The organism is Massilia sp. GER05 (assembly GCF_052056005.1).
GTDB lineage: Bacteria > Pseudomonadota > Gammaproteobacteria > Burkholderiales > Burkholderiaceae_D > Telluria > Telluria orientalis.
Genome location: NZ_CP178858.1, coordinates 6,022,051 through 6,046,286, shown reverse-complemented (window position 1 = coordinate 6,046,286; position 24,236 = coordinate 6,022,051). Strand labels below are relative to the sequence as shown.

At 67.9% G+C, this 24,236-nt stretch carries 16 protein-coding genes and 1 other RNA gene; 13 read left to right on the top strand and 4 right to left on the bottom strand.

The features are described 5' to 3' along the window. The first annotated feature begins 202 nt into the window (after nt 1–202). The 9 genes from ubiD (at nt 203) to ACL58G_RS26715 (ending at nt 11,028) form a co-directional block, all read left to right on the top strand. Nucleotides 203–1,702, top strand: coding sequence for a 4-hydroxy-3-polyprenylbenzoate decarboxylase (gene ubiD / locus ACL58G_RS26755; RefSeq protein ID WP_413387496.1), 1,500 nt, complete (start codon nt 203–205; stop codon nt 1,700–1,702). 93 nt (nt 1,703–1,795) lie between these two features. Beyond that, nucleotides 1,796–1,894, top strand: an RNA gene (gene ffs, locus ACL58G_RS26750) — signal recognition particle sRNA small type. A gap of 226 nt (nt 1,895–2,120) precedes the next feature. After that, nucleotides 2,121–4,271 (top strand): DNA polymerase III subunit gamma/tau, encoded by a 2,151-nt coding sequence (locus tag ACL58G_RS26745; protein ID WP_440963725.1) that lies wholly within the window; start codon nt 2,121–2,123, stop codon nt 4,269–4,271. 72 nt (nt 4,272–4,343) lie between these two features. Continuing rightward, the gene (locus tag ACL58G_RS26740; protein WP_413344741.1) at nt 4,344–4,670 is read left to right on the top strand and encodes a YbaB/EbfC family nucleoid-associated protein; all 327 of its coding nucleotides are present in this window, start codon (nt 4,344–4,346) and stop codon (nt 4,668–4,670) included. Beyond that, the gene (locus ACL58G_RS26735) at nt 4,670–4,960 is read left to right on the top strand and encodes a YciI family protein (RefSeq protein ID WP_413387498.1); all 291 of its coding nucleotides are present in this window, start codon (nt 4,670–4,672) and stop codon (nt 4,958–4,960) included. The genes ACL58G_RS26740 and ACL58G_RS26735 overlap by 1 nt, the downstream gene beginning before the upstream one ends. 43 nt (nt 4,961–5,003) lie before the next feature. Further along, on the top strand, nt 5,004–5,594 hold the full coding sequence (recR, locus tag ACL58G_RS26730) for a recombination mediator RecR (protein ID WP_413344738.1): 591 nt from the start codon (nt 5,004–5,006) through the stop codon (nt 5,592–5,594). A 184-nt stretch (nt 5,595–5,778) separates the two neighbouring features. Continuing rightward, the gene (locus ACL58G_RS26725) at nt 5,779–6,942 is read left to right on the top strand and encodes a glycosyltransferase (RefSeq protein WP_440963724.1); all 1,164 of its coding nucleotides are present in this window, start codon (nt 5,779–5,781) and stop codon (nt 6,940–6,942) included. Further along, nucleotides 6,929–8,269: a DUF2334 domain-containing protein gene (locus ACL58G_RS26720; protein WP_440963723.1), complete on the top strand. Its 1,341-nt coding sequence runs from the start codon at nt 6,929–6,931 to the stop codon at nt 8,267–8,269. Before ACL58G_RS26725 ends, ACL58G_RS26720 begins: the two co-directional genes overlap by 14 nt. A 353-nt stretch (nt 8,270–8,622) precedes the next feature. After that, complete coding sequence (locus ACL58G_RS26715; protein ID WP_440963722.1) at nt 8,623–11,028, top strand: penicillin acylase family protein; 2,406 nt, start codon at nt 8,623–8,625, stop codon at nt 11,026–11,028. Between the two features lie 98 nt (nt 11,029–11,126). Here the strand turns inward: ACL58G_RS26715 and ACL58G_RS26710 are convergent, their stop codons facing one another. The 4 genes from ACL58G_RS26710 to ACL58G_RS26695 form a co-directional block, all read right to left on the bottom strand. Next, nucleotides 11,127–13,265, bottom strand: a complete 2,139-nt coding sequence (locus ACL58G_RS26710; protein ID WP_440963721.1) for a putative bifunctional diguanylate cyclase/phosphodiesterase — start codon at nt 13,263–13,265, stop codon at nt 11,127–11,129. Nucleotide 13,266: 1 nt separating this feature from the next. Beyond that, the gene (locus ACL58G_RS26705) at nt 13,267–16,104 is read right to left on the bottom strand and encodes a response regulator (protein ID WP_440963720.1); all 2,838 of its coding nucleotides are present in this window, start codon (nt 16,102–16,104) and stop codon (nt 13,267–13,269) included. Between the two features lie 220 nt (nt 16,105–16,324). Next, nucleotides 16,325–16,522, bottom strand: a complete 198-nt coding sequence (locus ACL58G_RS26700) for a YbdD/YjiX family protein (protein ID WP_413343761.1) — start codon at nt 16,520–16,522, stop codon at nt 16,325–16,327. After that, entirely contained in the window at nt 16,522–18,597 is a 2,076-nt protein-coding gene (locus ACL58G_RS26695; RefSeq protein WP_413387505.1) for a carbon starvation CstA family protein, read from the bottom strand. Before ACL58G_RS26695 ends, ACL58G_RS26700 begins: the two co-directional genes overlap by 1 nt. A 293-nt stretch (nt 18,598–18,890) precedes the next feature. Between ACL58G_RS26695 and ACL58G_RS26690 the strand changes: the two genes are divergently transcribed. From ACL58G_RS26690 to ACL58G_RS26675, 4 genes are all read left to right on the top strand, one after another. Beyond that, the gene (locus ACL58G_RS26690) at nt 18,891–20,249 is read left to right on the top strand and encodes a cache domain-containing protein (RefSeq protein WP_413343757.1); all 1,359 of its coding nucleotides are present in this window, start codon (nt 18,891–18,893) and stop codon (nt 20,247–20,249) included. Beyond that, a complete protein-coding gene (locus ACL58G_RS26685; RefSeq protein WP_413343755.1) occupies nt 20,250–20,888 on the top strand; it encodes a response regulator in 639 nt (212 codons plus the stop codon). 99 nt (nt 20,889–20,987) lie between these two features. Further along, nucleotides 20,988–22,148: an EAL and HDOD domain-containing protein gene (locus tag ACL58G_RS26680; protein WP_440963719.1), complete on the top strand. Its 1,161-nt coding sequence runs from the start codon at nt 20,988–20,990 to the stop codon at nt 22,146–22,148. A 1-nt stretch (nt 22,149) separates the two neighbouring features. Further along, complete coding sequence (locus ACL58G_RS26675) at nt 22,150–24,225, top strand: putative bifunctional diguanylate cyclase/phosphodiesterase (protein WP_413344099.1); 2,076 nt, start codon at nt 22,150–22,152, stop codon at nt 24,223–24,225. Nucleotides 24,226–24,236 lie beyond the last annotated feature (11 nt).

Here is a 24,236-nt window from a genome sequence, read left to right as displayed (position 1 = left end):
AATCACGTCTTGGACGGGCCTGCCTCACTTGATACGGCGGATTGTAGAAGCTCGTTTATATCAAGTCAATACTAGCACTCACGCGTTCTATTACTTTTAGATCTAAAGAACGTACAGGCGCTCATCAATTCTTTGGCAAATCAACCACTTGCCGGCGATTGTTAGCACTCATCAAAAGATGTAAAAAAGAATTAAAAATTCAATGAACTACTCTGATCTGCGGGATTTTATTGCTAAGTTGCAAGAAAACGGCGACTTCAAGCGCGTATCCGCGCCTATTTCACCGAATCTTGAAATGACGGAGGTGTGCGACCGGACGTTGCGTGCCGGCGGGCCGGCGCTGCTGTTCGAGAACCCGGTCGATGCCGCCGGCAAGCGCTATCCGATCCCCGTGCTGGCCAACCTGTTTGGCACGCCGCAGCGGGTGGCGCTGGGCATGGGCGCCGACGACGTCGGCGAGCTGCGCAAGATCGGCCACGTGCTGGCGCGCCTGAAGGAGCCCGAGCCGCCCAAGGGTTTTCGGGACATCATGGACCTGGGTTCGCTCGTCAAGGCCGTATGGGACATGGCGCCCAAGGAAGTAAAGGGCGCGCCGTGCCAGGAAATCGTCTGGGAAGGCGCCGACGTCGACCTGGCCCGCCTGCCGATCCAGCATTGCTGGCCGGGCGACGTCGCGCCCCTGATTACCTGGGGCCTCGTGATCACCAAAGGACCGAACAAGAAGCGCCAGAACCTGGGCATCTACCGCCAGCAGGTGCTGGGGCCGAACAAGGTCATCATGCGCTGGCTCGCGCATCGCGGCGGCGCGCTCGACTTCCGCGAACACTGCATCGCCAATCCCGGCAAGCCGTATCCGGTGGCGGTGGCGCTGGGCGCCGACCCGGCCACGATCCTGGGCGCGGTGACGCCCGTGCCGGACACGCTGTCCGAATACCAGTTCGCCGGCCTGCTGCGCGGCCAGCGCACCGTCCTGACGAAGGCGATCGGCAGCGAGTTGCGCGTGCCGGCGTCGGCCGAGATCGTGCTGGAAGGCCATATCTATCCGGACGAGACCCACCCGTCCGGCTTCGAGCATGCGCTGGAAGGCCCGTACGGTGACCACACCGGCTATTACAATGAGCAGGACTGGTTCCCGGTGTTCACGATCGACCGCATCACGATGCGCCGCGACCCCATCTATCACTCGACCTACACGGGCAAACCACCCGACGAGCCGGCCGTGCTTGGCGTGGCGCTGAACGAAGTGTTCGTTCCGCTGCTGCAAAAACAGTTCACCGAGATCACGGATTTCTACCTGCCGCCGGAAGGCTGCAGCTACCGCATGGCCGTCGTGCAGATGAAGAAGCAGTACGCCGGCCACGCCAAGCGCGTGATGTTCGGCGTGTGGAGCTTCCTGCGCCAGTTCATGTATACCAAGTTCATCGTCGTCGTGGACGAAGACGTCGACGTGCGCGACTGGAAGGAAGTGATCTGGGCCATCACGACCCGCGTGGACCCGACCCGCGACACGGTCCTGGTCGACAATACGCCGATCGACTACCTCGACTTCGCGTCGCCGATCAGCGGCCTGGGCAGCAAGATGGGTATCGATGCCACTAATAAATGGCCGGGCGAAACGAACCGGGAGTGGGGCACACCCATCGTCATGACGCCGGAAGTCAAGGCGCGCGTGGACGGGATCTGGCAGCAGCTGGGGCTGTGACGTCCGCTTGATGCGGGGCACTCTATATAGGTATGCGCGGCGCATCCCGGCGGTGGTTTGCCGGTATGCCCGTAACCGGTTATAATGCGAGCTGGCGGGCCCCTGCGCATTGTGGCATGGTTTACCTGGTCAGGTCGGGAACGAAGCAGCCAAAGCCGTTCACCGCAAGTGCCGCAGATCAGGCTCGCCTACTACCTTCCTTGTTCATCGATCTCCGCTTCCAGCGGGCGCATCGACACCTCCACCAGCGGATTTTCCTTCAGCATGTGCTCGTCGAGCTTGAGCCTGGCATGGCGCTTGTCGTCGCCGGCATCGGGCGGCGAGAGTACCTTGTTGAAAGAAAAATATCAGTGCAGGGGAAGTCCCGATGAGCGTCTAATGTTGCCGCGCCTCGCCCGGTCTACGGTAAAATCCCGGTATGTCCTATCAAGTCCTCGCCCGCAAATACCGTCCCCGGAACTTTGAAACGCTGGTTGGCCAGGAGCACGTCGTCCGTGCGCTGACCCATGCCTTGCGTACCGGACGGCTGCACCACGCCTATCTGTTCACCGGCACGCGCGGGGTGGGCAAGACCACGCTGTCGCGCATCCTGGCCAAGTCGCTCAACTGCGTCGGGCCGGATGGCAACGGGTCGATCACGGCCGAGCCGTGCGGCCAGTGCGAACCGTGCCGCGCGATCGACGCCGGCCGCTTCGTCGACTACGTCGAGATGGACGCCGCGTCGAACCGCGGCGTCGACGAGATGGCCCAGCTGCTGGAGCAGGCGGTCTACGCGCCGAGCAATGCACGCTTCAAGGTCTACATGATCGACGAGGTGCACATGCTCACGAACCACGCCTTCAACGCGATGCTGAAGACGCTGGAAGAACCGCCCGAGCACGTGAAATTCATCCTCGCGACGACGGACCCGCAAAAGATTCCCGTGACCGTGTTGTCGCGCTGCCTGCAGTTCAACCTCAAGCAGATGCCGCCCGGCCACATCGTGGGTCACCTGGAAAACATCCTCGGCCAGGAAGGCGTGACGTTCGAACAGCCCGCGCTGCGCCTGCTCGCGCAGGGCGCGCACGGGTCGATGCGCGACGCGCTGTCGCTGACCGACCAGGCCATCGCGTATGCGGCCGGCGCCGTCACGCTCGACGCCGTGCAGGGCATGCTGGGCGCGCTCGACCAGTCCTACCTGGTCCGCCTGCTCGATGCGCTCGCGAACCAGGATGGCGCCGACCTGATGGCCGTCGCCGACGAGATGGCCAGCCGCAGCCTGTCGTACAACGGCGCGCTGCAGGACCTGGGCACCCTGCTGCACCGGATCGCGCTGGCGCAGACCGTGCCGGCCGCGCTGCCGGACGACCTGCCGGAACTGGCCGACATCCAGCGTCTCGCCACGCAATTCGATCCGCAGGAAGTGCAGCTGTATTACCAGATCGCCGTGATCGGCCGCAACGAGATCGGCCTCGCGCCGGACGAGTACGCGGGCTTCACGATGACCCTGCTGCGCATGCTGGCGTTCCGCCCCGGACAGGGCGGGGCCGAGCAGGCCGCATCGCCGGCACCGGCCGGGCTGGCGCGCACGATGCCGCAGGCGGCACCGGCGCGTCCCACTGTTGCTGCCTCCACGGCGCCGGCCGCCGCGGCGCGTCCGGCCGGCCCGGCGGCTTCCGCGGCTCCCGCATCCGCACCGGCTTCCGCGCCGTCCGCACAGGGTGCCGGCCGCGCCATGACGTCGGCCCGTGCAGCCCTCGATGCCGCGCTGGAAGCGGCGCGCGCTGGTTCCCGCATGGGTGGCGCGCCACGCCGTCCGGCACCGGCCGCGGATCCGGCGCCCGCTGCCGCACCTTCTGCCGCGCCGGCTGCGACCGCCCCGAGCGCGCCCGCGCGCGCGGCCGCGCCGGCACCGTGGGACCAGGGCGCGCCGAACGGCGCCGCCGCTGCCGCCACGCGCACGCAGCCCCAGGCCGCCGCCCAGCCGCAGCCGGCGATGATGCGCCAGGCCGCCCAGGGGCACGCCGACGAGCAGGCCGTCGCCGACGACGAACCGCCGGCCTGGGTCACCGAGTTTTCCGACGACAGTGCCGTGGCCATGGACGCCCCGGCTGTGCAGGCGCCGCCCACCCCGGCCCGCGTCGCGGCACCGTCCGCGCCGCCGTACGCCTACGTCATCACGCCCGTGCCGGCCATCGACTGGGACGGCAACTGGCCCGCGCTGGCCGCTTCGCTGCCGCTGCGCGGCGTGGCCCAGCAGCTCGCCTTCCAGACCGAGCTGGTCGAGTGCGTGGCGGATGGTGCCGCCGCGACGTTCCGCCTGCGCGTCCCCGTCGACACGCTGCGCGCCAGCGGCAACAGCGAAAAACTGTGCGCGGCGCTGCAGGAACGCTTCCCGGCCGTGCGCGTGAACGTCGAGACCGAGATCGCGCCGACCTGGTACACGGCCAGCGCCGAAGCCAAGGCGCGGCGCGAGCGGCTGCAGCGCGAAGCGGAAGCGGCCGTCGATGCCGATCCGTTCGTGCAGGACATGGTGCGCACGTTCGACGCGTTCGTCGTGCCCGGTTCCGTGCGGCCGACCGCGTCCTGAGCCGGGCCCGTGCCCGCGCCGGTATAAACTGTATAAACGATTTACCCATCCGACTTTTTTGGAGAACACATCATGATGAAAAACCAGCTCGCAGGCCTGATGAAGCAGGCGCAGGCCATGCAGGACAACATGAAGAAGGCGCAGGAGCAGCTGGCCCAGATCGAAGTCGAAGGGCAGTCGGGCGCCGGCCTGGTGAAGGTCGTCATGACGTGCAAGAACGACGTCAAGCGCGTGTCGATCGACCCGTCGCTGCTGGGCGACGACCGCGACATGCTGGAAGACCTGGTCGCCGCCGCGTTCAACGACGCCGTGCGCAAGGCCGAAACCACCGCCCAGGAAAAGATGAGCGGACTGACCGCCGGCCTGCCGCTGCCGCCGGGCTTCAAGATGCCGTTCTGATGTTTATTGTTACCCTCACTTATACGGCGCCGCTCGAGCGCATCGACGCTTACCTGCCGGCGCACCGCGCCTGGCTGCAGGAGCACACCGCGCGTGGGCTGCTCCTGATGGCGGGCCGCAAGGAGCCGCGCGACGGCGGCATCCTCGTCGCCCATGCGGCCGACCGCGCCACGCTCGACGCCGCGCTGCGCGACGATCCGTTCGCGCAGGCGGGCCTCGCGACCTATGCGGTCACCGAATTCGTTCCCACCATGACCGCCGAGGCGCTGTCCGCCTGGCGCGCACAGTAAGCACCGGCGGAGGCTCGGCGTCCCCGGGGTCCAGGAGTCAATTATGTCCAAATCGCTCGACTTCCTCACCGAGGCACTGCGCCGCCTGCCGGGCGTCGGGCCGAAGTCGGCGCAGCGCATGGCCTTCCACCTGCTGCAGCACGACCGCGAAGGCGCCGCGATGCTGTCGCGCGCGCTGTACCAGGCCGTCGACGCGGTGCATCACTGCGCGCTGTGCAATACGTTCTCGGAGACCGAGGTCTGCGACCTGTGCGCCGACGAGCAGCGCGACCGGACACTCCTGTGCATCGTCGAGACGCCGGCCGACCAGATGATGATCGAGCAGACCCTGACGTACAAGGGCCTGTACTTCGTGCTGATGGGCCGGCTGTCGCCGCTGGACGGCATCGGTCCCAAGGACCTGCACCTGGAAAAATTGATCGGCCGCGCGGCCGATGGCGACGTGAAGGAAGTCGTACTCGCCACCAATTTCACGAACGAGGGCGAAGCGACCGCCCATTACATCAGCGAAATGCTGAAGGCGCGCGGACTCACGGTCAGCCGCCTCGCACGCGGTGTTCCCGTCGGGGGCGAACTCGAGTACGTGGACGCGGGCACCATCGCGCGCGCCATGCTCGACAGGCGCAGTGCATAATGGGCCTCCCCACAACGGGGAGCCCTCGCACCGTCACGCAACAGTGACGGCATCGTAGCGGCGCCGGACGGCGCCTGCGCGGCCAGGACGGCTCCCGGCAGCAGGCGGTGTTCGCTTGACAGTGCGCAAACCCGGCGCACCGTCTACGCTGCTATTGTGGGGATACTTTGACCGGACCCCAAGCATGCATCTCGTCGACATCACGATGTTCTACGCGGCCGAAGGAGGCGGCGTCAGCACCTATCTGAATGCCAAGGCCCACTGGCTGGCACGGCGCAGCCGCGTCCGGCACACGATCATGAGCTCCAACGTGGAGACATGCGACGACACGGTGCCCGCGCTCGTCAAGATACCGTCCGCCGGCCTGCCGGGTTTCCACGGCTTCCGCATGCCGCTGTCCGTCGAAGGGCCGTTGCGTCTGCTGGAATCGGTCCACCCCGACGTCGTCGAAGCGGGCGACGCCGGCCACTGCGCCTGGGCCGCGCTGCGCATGCGCCGGCGCTACGACATCCCGGCCGTCGCCTTCTACCACTCGGACCTGCCGCGCCTCGTGCAGCCGCGCTTCGGCCGCTGGATCGCGCGCGGCACCTGCCGCTACCTCGCCAACCTGTACCGCCAGTTCGACCTCGTGCTGGCACCCAGCCGCGTCATGGTGCAGCAGCTGGACGCGATCGGCGTGTCCGGCGCGGTCCACCAACCGCTCGGGATCGACAGCAGCGTGTTCCGTCCGCAGCGCCGCGACGGGACCCTGCGCGAACACCTGGGACTCGCGCCGGACGCGCGCCTGCTCGTCTACGCGGGCCGCTTCACGCCGGAAAAGAAGCTGCACGTCCTCATCGAAGCCGTGCGCAAGCTGGGCGACCCGTACCACCTGGTCCTCGTGGGCGGCGGCGGCGTGCTGCCGTATTGCGACCGCGTCACGCACATCCCGTTCCGGCGCGACCAGCGCCAGCTTGCCCGCCTGCTGGCCAGCTGCGACGTGCTCGTCCACCCGGGCGATTGCGAGACGTTCGGCCTGATCGTGCTGGAAGCGATGGCGTGCGGCCTGCCCGTCGTCGCCACGAACAAGGGCGGCGTGGCCGAGCTGGTCGACACGGAGACGGGCATCCTGGCCGAGCCGAACCGCGTCGACAGCCTGGCCGGCGCGATCGAGGCCATCTACCAGCGCGACCTCGTCCGCATGGGGCAGGCTGCACGGCGCAGGGCCGTCGAACGCTACGACTGGAACGAGATCCTGCCGCAGGTGATCGGCCGCTACGAAGGCCTGCTGCACGGGTATCCGCACGCGGCCGCCGACATCGCCATCGACCTGATCCATGAACGGGAGCGCATCCGTGTCACAGACTGACTGGTCCCCTGACGAGCACATGCTGTGCGTCTCGATCCACGACGTGGCGCCGGCCACGTGGAGCGATTGCCTGCGTCTCGTGGAAGCGGTGCGCGCCGTGGCGGACATCCCGCTGACGTGGCTCGTCGTCCCGCATTACCATTTCCGCCCCGAGCAGTCGCCCGCGATGGAAGCCTGCCTGAACGTGGCCCTGGAGCGCGGCGACGAGCTGGCGCTGCACGGCTACAGCCATCTCGACACGGAGGCGGGCACCGGCGGCCTGCGCGCGCGCTTCCTGCGCAACGTGTACACGCGGCGCGAGGGAGAATTCGCGGCGCTCATGGAGGCGGAAGCGCGGCGGCGCCTGGAGCTGGGCCTCGACTGGTTCGCGGCGCGCGGCTGGACGCCCACCGGCTTCGTGCCCCCGGCCTGGCTGCTGGGCGAGGGCGCCTGGCGGGCGCTGCGCGACGCGCCGTTCACGTACACGACCACGTTCAGCCATTTTCATTGCCTGCCGGCCCGCGAGCGCCACCCCGCCGCGCGGCCGCAGCGTCAGCAGGTTTTGCATGACACCGGTGATCGGCCAGGTTACCGCGGCGAGAATGTGCAATACGGCGGCGCGAGCGTCCAGTATGGCAGCGGGACTGTCCAGGCCGGCGAAGGCAACCAGTCTGCCCGCGGCCCGGGCAACAGGCAGTTCGATGCGCGCAACTGGACGGGCGCGACCGGCCCCGACCGGCGTCACGATGTGCCCGGCCGCGCCGATCCGGCGCTGCCGCAAGATTGGCCGCAAGGTCTGCGGCAAGGTCTGCCGCAAGATCAGTCGCAAGATCAGTCGCAAGATCAGTCGCAAGATCAGTCGCAAGATCAGTCGCAAGATCGGCCGCAAGATCGGCTGGAAGACGAACCGAACCCGGACATCTCTCCCGCGACGTCTACGCCATTCACGCAAAACAACCGCCACGGCACGCACGCGATCCTGTCGCCGTCGCTCGTGTACGCGGCACGCAACCGCGGTGGGCGCATCCTCTCGCCGCGCGTCGCGGACGCCACGGCAGCCATGCTGGCGCGCTCGCCGCTCGTGCGTTTCAGCCTGCATCCGCCGGATGCGCGCTATCCGGAACTGGTCCGCCACATCCAGCGGTCGCTGGAGCGCCTGCTGGAAGGTCGTGAAGCGGTGACGAAAGCCGAGTTTGCGCGCCGCGTCGTTCAGCGCTTTACCCCGCGCCTCACCCCGCGCGTTACCAATACGGATCCCACCAGCCACCCCGCCAGTAACCCGGACCCCAGCCGTAGTAGCCCGCAGGCGGTCCATAGTGCTGCAGATCGTACTTCGCACCCAGGCTGATCACGCAACTGCGCCACGCATCCGTCTGGGCCGCATAGCCCAGCCGGACACAGGCAGGGCCGTAGACCGCCATCATCCGCTCGACATCGGCTTGCGCCTGGGCCGCGCGCTCCTGTGGTGTCGTGCACGCGGCGAGCGTGAGCACCAACCCAATACCCAGCACCCGAATCATGGTGCTTCCTCCAACCAACACGCGCGTCTTGCGCGCCTTTCCACAGCTTAGAAGACAGTAAAAGCCTACGAGAGAGCTAGCTCAATCGCGCACGGGGAACCATCGCGGGTAACGGTTGTCGCGTACTCGCCCGCACGTGCAATTTCTGGCAAGATGCCGCTTTCTCCAAAGGGATGAGCGCATGCGACAACGTGGATGGGGCAAATGGGGGCGGCGGGTTGCGGTCGGGGTCGTGGTGCTGCCGGTGCTCGTCGCGGGCGGCGCCTGGATGGCCTTGCGCGCGAGCCTGCCCGAGCTCGACGGCCAGCATCGCTCGCCGCTGCTGTCGGCGCCCGTCACCGTGGAGCGCGACGCGAACGGCGTGCCGACCATCAGCGGGGCGAACCGGCTCGACGTCGCGTACGCCACCGGGTTCGTGCACGGCCAGGAGCGCTTCTTCCAGATGGACCTGCTGCGCCGCAGTGCCGCCGGCGAACTCGCCGAGCTGTTCGGCGCCAAGGCGCTGCCGCTCGACCGTGCGCACCGCCTGCACCGTTTCCGCGCCCGCGCCGAACAGGCCGTGCAGCGCATGGCGCCGGCCGAGCGCGCGTTCCTGGACCGCTACGCCGCCGGCGTCAACGACGGCCTGAACGGCCTGCGCGCGCGCCCGTTCGAATACCTGCTGAGCCGCGCGACGCCGCGTCCGTGGACACCCGCCGATTCGCTGCTGGCCGTGTGGGCCATGTACTTCGATTTGCAGGGGAACCAGGAACCGCGCGAACTGGCGCGGGGCTGGCTCGCCGCGCACCTCGATCCGGCCCAGCTGGCCTTCCTGCTGCCCGAGGCGACCCGCTGGGATACGCCGATGGATGCGGACGCCGTCGCGCTGGCGCCGGCCCCGATTCCGGCCACGGCGCCGGCCTGGTGGGGCCGCAGGGCGGGCGTCCCTGCGCGCCAGGTGGCGGGGATCGCGTTCACGGATTCCGTGGGCAGCAATAATTACGTCATCGCCGGGACGCGCACGGCCAACGGCGCCGCCATCGTCTCCGACGACATGCACCTGGGCCTGCAGCTGCCGAACACGTGGTACCGCGTCGCGCTGCGCTTCCCGGACGCGCAGGGGCAGCCGCGCCGCGTCGTCGGCGTGAGCCTGCCGGGGACGCCGCCGGCCGTCATCGTCGGCAGCAATGGCCATGTCGCCTGGGCCTTTACCAACAGCTATGCGGACACGCTCGACCTCGTCCGCCTCGGCCTTGATGCCGACCATCCCGGCCAGGTGCGCACGACGAACGGCTGGGAAACGCCCGTCGCGCACACGGAAACGCTGCTCGTGAAGGGCGAACCGGCGCAGACGATGACCGTGGTCGAGACGAGCCTCGGTCCGGTGCGCACCGTCGACGGCGTCCAGTACGCGGTGCACTGGGTCGCGCACGATCCCGGCGCGCTGAACCTGAACCACCTGAAGCTGGAAGCGTCGACGAACCTCGACGAGGCGCTCGCCGCGGCCGCCGGCGACGGCATCCCGGCGCAGAACGTCGTCCTCGGCGACGACCGCGGCGGCATCGCGTGGACCATCGGCGGCGCGCTGCCGCAGCGCGCGCAGGGCGGCCCCAGGGTGTCGTTCCCGCTCGCGGCCGACGGTGCCGTGCCCACGTGGAGCGGCCTGCTCGCGCCGGCGCAGCATCCGCGCGTCGTCAATCCGCCCGGCGGCCAGCTGGTGACGGCGAACAGCCGCCAGCTCGCGGGCGAGGGCACCGGCATCATCGGCGACGGCGGCTTCGACCTGGGCGCGCGCGTGCACCAGTTGAGCGGCAACGTGCGCCAACTGGGCGACAGGACGGACGTGCCGGCCGCGTTCCAGGCGTCCCTCGACGACCGCGCACCGTTCATCGCCGGCTGGCGCGAGCGCGCCCTGGCCGCGCTGGATGCCCAGGCGCTGGACCGGCATCCGGAGCGCGCCGAGTTCCGCCGCCTGCTGGAGACGAGCTGGGACGGCCGCGCGAGCACGACGTCCGTCGGCTATCGCCTCGCGCGCCAGTTCATGTGGTCGCTGCACGAGCTGTTGTTCGCCGGCGTCGATGCGGAGCTGGCGAAACTCGATCCGAAGGCCAGCATCGTGGTCGCGACGTCGCGCTGGCCGGACGTCGTGGCGCGCCTGCTGGACGAACGTCCGGCCGCGTGGCTGCCGGCCGGTTACGCGAGCTGGCAAGACCTGCAGCTGGCGGCCATCGACCGCGCCATCGCCGAGATCAAGGAAGACGGCACGCCGCTCGCGCAGGCCACCTGGGGCCAGCGCAACACGGCGACGATCGCGCATCCGTTCACGATCGCGCTGCCGGCGCTGCGCCGTTGGCTCAGCGTCCCGCCGGACCAGTTACCGGGCGATGCCAACATGCCGCGCGTGGCGGGGCCGAAGTTCGGGCAGTCGGAGCGCCTGACGGTGGCGCCGGGGCGCGAGGAAGAAGGGCTGTTCGACATGCCCGGCGGGCAGAGCGGGCATCCGCTGTCGCCGTACTTCCTGAAAGGACACGAGGATTGGGTGCGCGGGAAGCCGACCCCGCTGCTGCCGGGGGCGGTGGTGCACACGTTGAAATTCACGAAGCAGTAACCCGTCGTTCCCGCGAAGGCGGGAACCCAAGTTTGGCGTATCGACGGCGCTAAATTGGGCCCCCGCCTTCGCGGGGGCGACGTTGTTTTACTGTGCGGTTACCGGGCCGCCATCGGCACCCACAACTTCTGCAGCATGCCGGTCACCGCTTCCGGCGGCGCCGGCCGTCCGAGGTAGAAGCCCTGCACGAGATCGCAGCCGTATTCTTCCAGCAGCACGAGCTGTTCTCCCGTCTCGACGCCTTCCGCCACGACGATCATCTTGAGACCGTGCGCCATCGCGATGATGGCGCGCGTGATCGCGGCATTCTCGGAATCCTGCGGCAGGCCGCTGATGAAGCTGCGGTCGATCTTCAACGCGCGCACGTCGAAGCGCTTCAGGTAGTTCATCGATGAATAGCCGGTGCCGAAGTCGTCGATCGACAGGTACACGCCGATGCCGCGCAGTTGCTCCAGGGTGGCCAGCGTGGCCTTCGCATCGTCCATCAGCGTGCCTTCCGTCAGCTCGAGTTCGAGCAGGCGCGGGTCGAGGCCCGTGTCGTGCAAGGCCGAGAGCACGATCTGCGACAGGTTCTCGTCCTTGAACTGCTTGGCCGACAGGTTCACGGCGATGCGCACGGGACGGCGCCCCAGTTTCTGCCAGTGGCGCGCCTGGCTGCACGCGGTACGCAGCACCCATTCGCCGATCGGCACGATCAGGCCCGTCTCTTCGGCCAGCGGGATGAACTCGTTGGGCGAGACGACGCCCCGTTCCGCATGGCGCCAGCGCACGAGGGCTTCCACGCCGACGATCTCGTTCGAGCGCACGTCGAGCTGCGGTTGATAGAGCAGGTACAACTCGTCGTTCTGCAGCGCGCGGCGCAGGCCGACTTCCAGCTTCACGTGGCTCATGATCTGCATCGTCAGCGACGACGAGTACAGTTTGGCGTTGTTCTTGCCGCAGTTCTTCGCGTGGTACATCGCGGTGTCCGCGTACTTCAGCAGCGAGGTGCAGTCGTCGCCGTCTTCCGGGAACAGCGAAATGCCGATACTGGCCGTCACGAAGATCTCGTTGCCTTCGATGACGAAGGGGCGGCGCATGGCATCCTTCACGCGGTGCGCCACGTTGAGGGCGTGTTCGACCCGTTCGAGGTCGGGGATCAGGATCGTGAATTCGTCGCCGCCCAGGCGCGCGAGGTTCGTGCCCGCGCTGTTGGGAGTGTCCGCGCGCGGGACCAGGTCGCCGCGCGACAGCAGGTCGTTCGGGCGGATCGTCTCGCGCAGGCGGTCCGACACCTGCTTCAGCAACTGGTCGCCCACGTCGTGGCCCAGCGTGTCGTTGATGCGCTTGAACGCGTCCAGGTCCATGAACAGCACGGCGAATTTCTTGTTGCCGATCTTGGAGCGCTGCAGCTCGCGTTCCAGCATTTCCAGGAAGGCCTGGCGGTTCGGGATGCCGGTGAGGCTGTCGCAATAGGCCAGGCGCCGGATCTGTTCTTCCGCGCGCTTTCGCTCGCTGATGTCGCGCACGAGGCCCAGCACTTCGTTCGGACCGGTGGCGACGAGGCGCGCCTCGAAGTGCTGGGCCTCGCCGAAACGGATCAACTCGTATTCGACCGAGCGTACCTGCTGCACGTGCAGGGCCATGCCCACCTGCTCGAACAGGCGCTCGGCGATGTCGCGCGGCAGGACGTCCGTCACGTGGCGGCCGACGATCTGTTCGTCCGCGCCGGCGTCGCGCACGCCGCGGCCCGGCCCGTCGCGGCCCGGCTCGTAATCGAGATAGAAGCCGTCGCGCGACATGCGGAAGAAGGTGTCGGGAATGGCGGCCAGCACCGCGCGGTTCTGGGCGTCGGCGATGCGCAGGCGGACGATGGCATCGCTTGCACGCAGCACGTACAGCACGCGGTGGCCGAGGATGGGCCAGTTGATCGGCTTCGAGACGAAGTCGGTGGCGCCGGCCTCGTACGCGTTGGTGACGGCTTCCAGGTCGTCGCCGCCGGTCACCATCACGATCGGGACCATTGCGCCGTTCGGCAGGTCGCGGATCGCGCGGCATGCGGCAAAGCCGTCCATCTTCGGCATCTCGACGTCCAGCAGGATCAGGTCGGGCGCGCGGGCGTGCGCGAGGGCCACGGCTTCCCGGCCGTCCGCGGCCTCGATGCCTTCCAGCCCGACGCCTTCCAGCATCTCGAGCATCAGGAGGCGCATCACCGGATCGTCGTCCGCGACCAGGACGGTGGCAGTTTGGGCTGGCATGTCAGGTTTCCTTTTCGAGGATGGCGGTGAGCGAATGCCGGACGGCCTGGAACTCCTGTTCCATGTCGGTCAGGATCGCGTCCGCGCCTTCGGTGGTGTCGGCGCGGCCCAGGTGCTCGAGTTCCTTGCACAGGGCGGCGAGTGCCTCGGCGCCGACGTTGGCGCTGGCCGATTTCAGGGTGTGCGCGATGCGGCGCACGTTGCCCGTGTCGAGGCCGTCGATGGCGGAGCGCAGGGTGCGCAGCTGCTGCGGCGTGTCGTCGACGTAGGCGGCGATCACCTTTTGCACAAGCGCGTCGCCGCGGTCGCGCGACAGGGCGCGGATCTTGTCCAGCGCCACGCGGTTGATGACGTCGCGCTGGATCACTTCGACGGATGCGGGCGGCAGCCGCGGCGGCTCGTCGTCATGGTGCACGGTGGCCGCGAGCGGCAGCGCCATCCAGCGCCCGATCACGGCCGCGATTTCCTGCTGGCTGAACGGCTTCGACAGGTAATCGTCCATGCCGGCGGCGAGGCAGGCTTCGCGGTCGCCCTGCAGCGCGTTCGCCGTGATCGCGATAATCGGCAGCACGCGGCCGCGGCCCGCTTCGCGCTCTTCGCGCCGCATCGCGGCCGTCGCGGCGAAACCGTCCATCACGGGCATCTGGCAATCCATCAGCACGGCGTCGTAGGAGTTCGTGCGTACGGCCTGCAATGCATCTTCGCCGTTGCGCGCGCAGTCCACTTGCAGGTCGAGGCTTTCCAGCATTGCCCGGGCCACCTCGATGTTGACGGGATTGTCCTCGGCCAGCAGCACGCGCCGCGTGCGCGGGCGGCTGGCGTCCAGTTGCAGCGGGCGCGCCGGCATGAATCGCGGCGCCGGCGCCACCTGGCCGCGCGGCGGCGTCGCCAGGCACGCGAACAGATCCGCCGCGCGCGCGGGTTTGATGAGCTGGTAGGCGACGCCGGCCTCGCGCCGCTGCACCGGATCGGCGGCCAGCCGTTCGGGGCTCAGCAGCACGAGCCGCGTGGCGCGCGCGGCCGCATCAAGCTTGATCTGCGCGGCCAGCAGCAGGCCGCTCGTGTGCGCGAGCTCCATGTCGAGGATCGCGGCGTCGTACGGCCGGCCCGCGCGCGCCGCCTCGTCCAGCCGCTCCAGTGCTTCGTCCGCGCTCTCCGCCGCGTCGCATTCGACGCGCCACGTGGCCAGGTGGCGTTCGAGGCCGATGCGGCTCGTTTCGCTCTCGTCGACGAGGAGCACGCGCAGGCCGTCGATCGTGTGCTGGTGGTCGCCCGGCGCATCCGGATCGACGCGGCGCTTGTCGAAGGCGACCGTGAACCAGAACACGGATCCTTGCGTGAGGGCGTTCTCGACCCCGATGGAACCGCCCATCAGTTCGACGAGCTGTTTCGAGATCGCCAGGCCCAGGCCCGTGCCGCCGTATTTGCGCGTCGTGGAATCGTCGGCCTGCGAGAACGCCTCGAAGATGCGGCTGCGGGCTTCCCGCGAGATGCCGATGCCCGTGTCGTGCACTTCGAAGCGCAGCATCACGGCCTGGTTGTCCTCGCTCGCGATGCGCACCCTGGCGAGGATGCGTCCGTGGTCGGTGAACTTGACGGCGTTGCCGAGCAGGTTGGCCATGATCTGGCGCAGCCGGTTCGGGTCGCCGCAGATGGCGACGGGGATGTCGTTGGCGATGTCGAAATGGAGCGGGATGTTCTTCGCCTCGGCCTGCGGCGTGTAGACGGTATGGATGTCGTCCAGCAGGTCCCACAGGTTGAAATTGATGTACTCGACGGTGAGCTTGCCCGCCTCGATCTTGGAAAAGTCGAGGATGTCGTTGATGATCACCAGCAGGTGCTCGCCCGACTGCTTCACCAGCCGTGTGTAGTTGCGCTGTGTTTCGGTGAGCTCCGTCCCCAGCAGCATTTCCGTCATCCCCAGCACGCCGTTCATCGGGGTGCGGATCTCGTGGCTCATCGTGGCGAGGAAGGCGCTTTTCGCGCGGCTCGCCGCCTCGGCCGCGTTCTTCGCCTTTTCCAGCTGCTCGGTGCGCACGCCGACCTGGCGTTCCAGTTCGTCGCGGTGGTGCGTGAGCGCGGCGCCGCGGCCTTCGATCTGCGCGAGCATGTTGTTGAAGCTGTCGATCAGCACGCCCAGCTCGTCGTTGCGGTTGTGGGCGATGCGCAGCGTGTAGTTCTGGCTGGCGGAGACTTTTTGCGCCGCGTTGATCAACTTGCCGATCGGGTCGCTGATGCTGCGCCGCAGCCGCCGCACGAGCACGAACGCCGTCAGCAGCGCGGCGGCCAGCGCGGCGGCCATCACGCCCAGTGCGCGCGCGATGTCCAGCCACAGGGGCACGAGGTCGCTCTCGATCATGACGGCGCCCACGGGCGGCAGTGCGCGGCCGCCGGCGGCGGCCGGCGCGCCGAGCACGCGGTAGACGCGCAGCACGGGCAGCCAGGGGCGGCTGCCGGCATCGGCGGCCGCGGCGACGGTGTCGGGATCGAGCCCGCCGAGCGCCTCGATCTTGTCCACGGCATCCTGGCCGGTTGCACGCCAGGTGGCGAACGGTTGCCCCTTGCGGTCGTACAGGACGGCCGAGGCGAGACCGCGGCGCGCTTCCAGCGCGGCCAGCAGCTGCGTGGCGAGGCGGCGGTCGTTGAACTGCACGGCATCGAGGCCGCCCTGCGCGAGCACGGCGGCCAGCGCCTCCAGTTCCTGCCGTTCCTCGCGGCGCTCGCCGGTCACCGTCGCCAGGGCAAAGGCGACGTACACGACGAGCAGCGCGCTGGCGGCGGCCTGCAGGCACATCGACGTCAGTTTTCGGTTGAGGCTTGAGCGCTCGAGAGTCTGCATGGGTTGGGCGGATCCGGCGGTCGGCGCTGCGAACGAACCTGTCGCACAGGTTCACCATGCAAGAAAGCAAATTCTTGCAGGAACTGACTATAGGTGAGGGATATGGGGCGCCGTTTGTGCTGGCGCAAAGCGGGGGGCGCGGGGAAGGGGAGGGCCGATAAAACATCGCCCCCGGCGAAGCGGGGGCGACGATATATTGCGTTACGGTAAAAGTGCTAGCTCAGCAACAACCCCCGCGCTTGCCGCTACCGTACCGCGCTTCCTGGCGCTCGCGGAAGAATTCCTCGTAGCTCATGACCGGCTGATCCGGATGGTTCTTCTCCATGTGTGCCACATAGGTGTCGTATTCCGGCAGGCCGACCATCAGGCGCATGCTTTGCCCGAGATAGCGGCCAGCCTGTGCGAGCGCGCCGAGCATCACTGCACCTCGGCCATCGAGGCGGCAGGCGCCGCGACGAAAGGCGTCTCCTGGGCGCTCGGTTTGGCGTTCTTGCGCGCCGCCAGCGCCGTGCGGATGCCGTACAGCAGCACCGCGATCACGACGACCATGAAGAAGCCGCACAGCGTGGCATCGACGTAGTCGTTGAAGATGATGCGGCTCATCTGGTCGAGCGACTTGGCCGGCGCCAGCACCTGGCCCTGGTCGAGCGCGGCCTGGAACTTGTGGGCGTGGGCCATGAAGCCGACCTTGACGTTCGGGTCGAAGATCTTCAGCCAGCCGGCCGACAGCGTGCAGATCAGCAGCCAGATGGTCGGCACGATCGAGACCCACGCGTACTGGCCGCGCTTCATCTTGAACAGCACGACGGTGCCCAAGGTGAGGGCGATACCGGCCAGCATCTGGTTGGCGATGCCGAACAGCGGCCACAGCGTGTTGATGCCGCCCAGCGGATCGACGACGCCCTGGTACAGGAAGTAGCCCCACGCGGCGACGCACAGGCCGGTGGCGATCAGGTTCGCCGGCAGCGACTCCGTGCGCTTGAACGACGGGACGAAGGCACCCAGCAGGTCCTGCAGCATGAAGCGGCCGGCGCGCGTGCCCGCGTCGACGGCGGTCAGGATGAACAGTGCTTCGAACAGGATCGCGAAGTGGTACCAGAACGCCATCATGACCTTGCCGCCGATGACGTTCGACAGGATGTGGGCCATGCCGACGGCCAGCGTCGGGGCGCCGCCGGCGCGCGAGATGATGGTGTGCTCGCCGACGTCCTTCGCGATCTGCGTCAGCTGGTCGGGCGTGATCACGAAGCCCCAGTTCGAGACCGCGGCGGCGGCCGTCTGGGCGGTGGTGCCGATCACGGCGGCCGGGCTGTTCATCGCGAAATAGACGCCCGGGTCGATGGTCGACGCGGCGACGAGGGCCATGATGGCGACGAACGATTCCATCAGCATGCCGCCGTAGCCGATGAAGCGGGCGTGCTGCTCGTTCTCGATCATCTTCGGCGTGGTGCCCGACGAGATCAGCGCGTGGAAGCCGGACACGGCGCCGCATGCGATGGTGATGAACAGGAACGGGAACAGCGAGCCGGACCAGGCCGGACCGGTGCCGTCGATGAAGCGGGTGATCGACGGCATCTGCATCATCGGGGCGACGAACACGATGCCCAGCGCGAGGCCGACGATGGTGCCGATCTTGAGGAAGGTCGACAGGTAGTCGCGCGGCGCCAGCAGCAGCCACACGGGGATCACGGAGGCGACGAAACCGTAGCCGATCAGCATCCAGGTCAGCTGGGTGCCGTTGAACGTGAACATCGGACCCCAGGTGGCGGAATCGTGCACGTACTGGCCGCCGACGATGGCGCCGATCAGCAGCACGAAGCCGATCAGCGACACCTCGCCGATGCGGCCCACGCGGATGTAGCGCGAATAGATGCCCATGAACAGCGCGATCGGGATCGTCGCCATCACGGTGAACGAACCCCAGGGCGAACCGGCCAGGGCCTTCACGACGATCAGCGCCAGCACGGCCAGGATGATCACCATGATCATGAAGGTGCCGAACAGGGCGATCACGCCGGGGATCTCGCCCATTTCCGACTTGATCAGGTCGCCGAGCGAGCGGCCGTCGCGGCGCATCGAGATGAACAGCACCATGAAGTCCTGCACGGCGCCCGCGAACACGACGCCGGCCAGGATCCACAGCATGCCGGGCAGGTAGCCCATCTGCGCGGCGAGCACGGGGCCGACGAGCGGACCGGCGCCGGCGATCGCGGCGAAGTGGTGGCCGAACAGCACGTAGCGGTTCGTCGGCACGAAGTCGAGGCCGTCGTTGTACTTGTACGCCGGGGTTTGCCGGCGCGGGTCGAGGCCCATCACCTTGTCGGCGATGAACAGGCTGTAGAAGCGGTACGCGATCAGGTAGACGCAGACGGCGGCCATGACGACCCAGACCGCGTTGATGGATTCGCCGCGCTTGAGGGCGACGTAGGCGAGCGAGACGGCGCCCACGAGCGAAAGCGCAGCCCATCCGAGCTGGCTTGTTAGACGTTTCATGTTGACTCCTCCGATTATGTTGCGCTGCGCGACCGGTCGATGCCGGCTTGCACGAACAGCAGCGTGCCTGTCAGTATCTTGCACGGGTCCGTGACTCACAAGCGCATGATTACGCAGGCTTCTACGTGATACTACGTAGGGTGGGCGGCCCCCGCCCACGCGAAGGCGTACGTTGCGTCGACATCACGCGTGGGCGCGGGGCCCCCCACCCAACGGGGAACGGCAATTCCGGCAAGCAGCAACAGTAGATCAGTCGTACAATTTCATGTTACGACTATTTCGACGCGCACGGCATGCAATTACGGCAGAAGGTCATCTTTCTCGCGATCGCCCCGCTGATCGTGGCGCTGTGCGCGATCGCCCTGTTCGTCCGGCAGCAGGCGATCGCGCTCGCGCACGAGCAGCACGCCACCATCCAGCGGGCCTACCTGGCCAGCAAGCAGGCGGAACTGCGGCATTACGTGGATCTCGCGTCGCACTCGATCGCCCACCTGACCGCGTCCGGGCGCAACGACCCGGCCACGCTGGCCGAGGCCAAGCGCATCCTGCAATCCCTGAGCTTCGGCGACGACGGCTATTTCTTCGTCTACGACATGGACGGCCGCAACCTGATGCATCCGCGCCAGCCGGAGCTGGTCGGACGCGACCTGTGGAACCTGCACGACCAGTTCGGCGCGCCGACCATCCAGAACATCGTCGCCGTCGCGAAGCAGGGCGGGGGACTCGTGCGCTACAACTGGGTCAAGCCGTCCACGAACAAGTCCGCGCCCAAGCTCGGCTACGTCGTGCCGGTGCCGCAATGGGGCTGGATCATGGGCAGCGGCCTGTATCTCGACGACGTGCAGGCCGCGCTCGACCAGGTCGACGCCCAGCAGTCGCGCAACATCGAGACGACGATGTGGTGGATCGCCGGCCTCGCCATCCTCGCCACGCTCGTCATCGGCGGCGCCGGCCTCGCGTTGAACATCAGCGAATCGCGCGTGGCCGACACCAAGCTGAAGGCGCTGGCGCAGCGCGTCGTCGATTCGCAGGAGCAGGAACGGGCGCGCCTGTCGCGCGACCTGCACGACGGCATCAGCCAGTGGCTCGTGTCGATCAAGCTGCAGATCGAGGCCGGCATCATCCGCATGAAAGGCACGCCGGACCAGCAGCGCCAGGCCCACGCCAGCTTCGAGCGCACGGCGGAAGAACTCAACAAGGTGCTGGGCGAGGTGCGGCGTATTTCGCACGACCTGCGGCCGACCTTGCTGGACGACCTCGGACTCGCGGCGGCGCTCGACCACCTGGCCGAGGAATTCTCGCAGCACAGCGGCATGCCCGTGACGTTCGACGTGACGGGCGACGCCGAGCACCTGCCGCAGACCGTCGGCACGGTGCTGTTCCGCATTGCCCAGGAAGCGCTGACGAACATCGAGCGGCACGCGGGCGCGCGCCACATCGACCTGGCGCTGCATGCCGGCGGCGGCCGCGTGCTGTTGACCATCGCGGACGACGGCGCCGGCTTCGACGCCGAGGGCGTGGCCACGCACCCGCAACGCGGCATCGGCCTGCGCAACATGATGGAGCGGCTGGACGCGATCGGCGGCCACCTCGACATCGCATCGTCCGCGGCCGGCACCACCGTGTGCGCGAGCGTCGAACTGGAGACCTGAATGACCGAGAAGACCGTCCACATCATGCTGGTCGACGACCACCCCCTCGTGCGCGACGGCCTGCGCGCGCGGCTGGAAGCGGTACCTCACTTCCGCGTCGTGGCGGAAGCGGATTCCGGCTTTGATGCGCTGGCGCTCGCGGGGAGCACACGCATCGACCTCGTGCTGATGGACATCACCATGCGCGACGGCAGCGGCATCGAAGCCACCGCGCGCCTGTACGCGAACTATCCGGACATCGCGGTGCTGATCCTGTCCATGCACGACAAGCTGGAATACGTCACGCAGGCGATGCAGGCGGGGGCGCGCGGCTACGTGCTGAAGGATGCGCCGGGCAAGGACATCGTCCTCGCCATCGACACCGTCGTGGCCGGCGGCATCTACTACAGCGCCGCCGTCGCGCGCCAGCTCGCGCGCCCGGCCGCGCAGGACAACCAGCTGACCTCGCGCGAACAGGAAGTGCTGCGCCACATCGCCAACGGCGAGTCGAACAAGCAGATCGCGAAGGCGCTCGACCTGTCCGTGCGCACCGTCGAGACGCATCGCCTGAACATCAAGCGCAAGCTCGGCATCGAAGGGCAGGCGGAGCTGATCAAGTTCGCCCTGCAGCATGGCCGCGTCGGCGGCGCGGGTGCGTAAATATATCTGTAAAACCGTGTCCTAGAGGAAACAGAAACAGTTGCTTTCCAATAAGCCGTGCTCTACCATTAGCTGGTTACTATCAATGCATATCCGCTAATGTCCAGCGCCCCGTTCCCGGTGGTTGAAGTACGCTCCGTCGCCAACGCGCAGAACGAGTGGGTCGCTCTGTTGCTTGGCACGCCGGGAGCAGGACTCGACGATCCCGCGTTGCAGGGCCTGTTCGGCACGCCGGACCTGCTGGCCGCCATCGCCCCCCTCGACTGCATCGTGCTGCTGGACGATGCGGCTGTCCTGACGCCGCCCGTCCTGAACGTGCTGCCGGCCAACCGCGTGCTGCTGGCCGTGCGCGCGGACGCGCTGGCGACGGACGGCACGGCGCGCCGCCTGGCGGAACTGCAGATGGCCGGCTACCGCGTGCTGATCGACGGCGCGCTGCCCGAAGGCGTCGCCGCACCGATCGCGCTGCGCACCGTGGCGCGCGATGGCCGCACGGCGCTGCCGCGCGCCGGCGCGCTGCCGACGTTGTTCGGACCGCACCTCGCCTACAACGTCGACGACGCGGACGCGTATCGCGCCTGCGAGAACGCGGGCTTTTCCTGGTTCAGCGGCGACTACGCGCTGGAAGGCAGCGTGGCCGAAGGCGACGACGGCACGTCGCGCCGGCGCATGCTGACGATGCTCGCGCTGCTGGCGCGCGACGCCGACTCGCGCGAACTGGAAGCGCAGCTGAAAGCGGATCCGGCGCTGTCTTATCACCTTTTGAAACTGGTGAACTCCGCCGCGTTCTCGGTCGGTACCCAGATCACGAGCTTTGGCCAGGCGATCAGCCGCCTGGGCCGGCGCCAGCTGCAACGCTGGCTGCAACTGCTGCTGTACGCGCGCCAGCATCCGGACAGCCCGCCGAACCTGATGTTGCCGGTGGCCGCATTGCGCGGCGCCGCGCTGGAGTCGCTGTGCAAGCGCGACGGCGGCGACCGCGACGAGCAGGACCTCGCCTTCATGGCCGGCGTGTTCTCGCTGCTGGATCGCCTGTTCCAGATTCCGATGGCGGAGATCGTGCAGGACCTGAACCTGCCCGGGCACGTCGAAGCGGCCCTGCTGCGACGTGAAGGGCAACTGGGCCAACGGTTGCGGCTCGCCGAAGCGGGGCGGCCGGATCCGGAGACGCTGGAGGCAGCGGGCGTCGACGGGCCGGACTGGTGGCAGAGCGAGTTGCACGCCTATCACTGGGCCATCCAGGTAGCCCGCAATGTCTAGGATGCCAGCCGCTGCGCCGATCGATTTCGCGGGCGGCAGCGCTGCCGTCTGCGACGCCGTGTTGAAACTCCGTGGGGACGACCTGTGGGCCGAGCTGGGACGCATCGCCGGCGCGCTGCTCGCGAGCCCGCACTGCGCATACATCCCGGAAGGCGTCCTGCATCCGCACATGGTGGAGGGTGCGCTGCTGCAGGAAGTGCGCGCCGACGGCGTGTGCTTCGGCCGCTACGAAGTCGCCGGCCGCGCCTACAGCGTGGACGACCTGCGCCAGCTGGAAGCGCTGGCCGGCCTCACCGGCACGCTGATGCAGGTGCATTCGCTGGCCCAGCGCACGACGCACGCCTATGCCCAGGTCGAAGCGCAGCTGGCGCACCAGTCGCAGATCCTCGACCAGATCCACGAATCCGTGCTGACGCTGGACCGCATGGGCTACATCACCAGCTGGAACAAGGGCGCCGAGCGCCTGTTCGGCTACACGGCGCTGGAAGCCGTCGGCCGCAACATCCTGTTCCTGTACGCGGACGAGGACCAGGACTTCCAGGACGCCTTCGCGGAGCAGGGCGGCCGCATGATGGAAGTGCGGCGCCGGAAGAAATCGGGCGAGATCTTCTGGGCCAGCCTGTCGCTGTCGCCGCTGTGCGACCTGGAAGACCGCCCGACCGGCCTGATCGCGTATCTCACCGACATCACGGAACGCAAGCTGGCCGAGGAACGCCTGCACCACCTGGCCTACTACCAGGAGCTGACCGGCCTGCCGAACCGTACGCTGTTCGGCCGCCTCGTCGACCAGGCCCTGATGGTCGCCCAGCGCAACGAATCGACGGCCTGCGTGCTGTACCTGGACCTGAACCGTTTTAAGCTGATCAACGGCACGTTGGGCCGCCGGGTCGGCGACGACCTGCTGCGCCTGGTCGCCGAACGCCTGCGCAACGCGCTGCGCGACGAGGACGTCGTGGCGCACCTGTCCGGCGACGAATTCGCCGTCGGCCTGTTCGACATCCGCCAGCACTTCGAGGCCACGACGGTCGCGCAGAAGCTGCAGACCGCGCTGGAAGCGCCGTTCCTCGTGCAGGGTCACGACCTGCGCGTGGGCGCGAGCATCGGCATTTCCGTCTACCCGCAGGACGGCCAGGATGCGGAAACGCTGCTGCGCATGGCCGACATCGCGATGGAGCGCGCCAAGGAACACGCGGAAAACCCGGACCGCAGCGTCGCCTTCTACCGCCTCGACATGAACGAGGGCATGCAGCAGCGCATGCTGATCGAATCCGGCCTGCGCCACGCTCTCGGCAACGGCGAACTGATCCTGCACTACCAGCCGAAATTCGAAATCGGCTCGAGCCGCGTGGTGGGCGCCGAAGCCCTCGTGCGCTGGAGGCATCCGGTGCGCGGCATGGTCCCGCCGATCGAATTCATCCCGCTGGCCGAAAGCACGGGCCTGATCGTGCAGGTGGGCGAGTGGGTGCTGGAACAGGCCTGCGCCCAGGCCGCGATCTGGCAACGCGCGGGCCTGCCGCCGTTCCGCCTGGCGGTGAACGTGTCCGCACGCGAGTTCACGCCGTCGCTGCCGGGCCGCGTCGCGGAGACACTGCGCCGCTACCGCCTGGATCCGCACTGGCTGGAACTGGAGATCACGGAAAGCACGCTGATGCACGACATCGAGCACGTGATCGCCATCATGGACCGCATCAGCGCGCTGGGCGTGGCGCTGTCGCTGGACGATTTCGGCACGGGCTATTCGAGCCTGTCGTACCTGAAGCGCTTCCCGATCGACACCTTGAAGATCGACCGCTCGTTCACGACGGGCATCCCGCTGGACCCGAGCGATTGCGCGATCGCGAGCACCATCATCGGCATGGGGCGCAAGCTGGGGCACCGCGTGATCGCGGAAGGCGTGGAGACGCTGGAGCAGCTGGAATTCCTGCGCCAGGCCGGATGCGACGAGGTGCAGGGCTATCTGTATGGGAAGCCGCTGCCGGCGTATGAGTTCGAGAAAAGCTTGCGGGAGAACTGGCTGCTGATGGGCATGGGGGAGGCGGCACCGTCGGCCGTCCGTTTGCTGCCCGTGGGGCAATGATTTATGTATAA

Coding starts and splice junctions, on each gene's coding strand:
- ubiD (WP_413387496.1), top strand. CDS start 203: ATGAACTACTCTGATCTGCGGGATTTTATTGCTAAGTTGCAAGAAAAC.
- ACL58G_RS26745 (WP_440963725.1), top strand. CDS start 2,121: ATGTCCTATCAAGTCCTCGCCCGCAAATACCGTCCCCGGAACTTTGAA.
- ACL58G_RS26740 (WP_413344741.1), top strand. CDS start 4,344: ATGATGAAAAACCAGCTCGCAGGCCTGATGAAGCAGGCGCAGGCCATG.
- ACL58G_RS26735 (WP_413387498.1), top strand. CDS start 4,670: ATGTTTATTGTTACCCTCACTTATACGGCGCCGCTCGAGCGCATCGAC.
- recR (WP_413344738.1), top strand. CDS start 5,004: ATGTCCAAATCGCTCGACTTCCTCACCGAGGCACTGCGCCGCCTGCCG.
- ACL58G_RS26725 (WP_440963724.1), top strand. CDS start 5,779: ATGCATCTCGTCGACATCACGATGTTCTACGCGGCCGAAGGAGGCGGC.
- ACL58G_RS26715 (WP_440963722.1), top strand. CDS start 8,623: ATGCGACAACGTGGATGGGGCAAATGGGGGCGGCGGGTTGCGGTCGGG.
- ACL58G_RS26710 (WP_440963721.1), bottom strand. CDS start 13,265: ATGCCAGCCCAAACTGCCACCGTCCTGGTCGCGGACGACGATCCGGTG.
- ACL58G_RS26705 (WP_440963720.1), bottom strand. CDS start 16,104: ATGCAGACTCTCGAGCGCTCAAGCCTCAACCGAAAACTGACGTCGATG.
- ACL58G_RS26700 (WP_413343761.1), bottom strand. CDS start 16,522: ATGCTCGGCGCGCTCGCACAGGCTGGCCGCTATCTCGGGCAAAGCATG.
- ACL58G_RS26695 (WP_413387505.1), bottom strand. CDS start 18,597: ATGAAACGTCTAACAAGCCAGCTCGGATGGGCTGCGCTTTCGCTCGTG.
- ACL58G_RS26690 (WP_413343757.1), top strand. CDS start 18,891: ATGCAATTACGGCAGAAGGTCATCTTTCTCGCGATCGCCCCGCTGATC.
- ACL58G_RS26685 (WP_413343755.1), top strand. CDS start 20,250: ATGACCGAGAAGACCGTCCACATCATGCTGGTCGACGACCACCCCCTC.
- ACL58G_RS26680 (WP_440963719.1), top strand. CDS start 20,988: ATGTCCAGCGCCCCGTTCCCGGTGGTTGAAGTACGCTCCGTCGCCAAC.
- ACL58G_RS26675 (WP_413344099.1), top strand. CDS start 22,150: ATGCCAGCCGCTGCGCCGATCGATTTCGCGGGCGGCAGCGCTGCCGTC.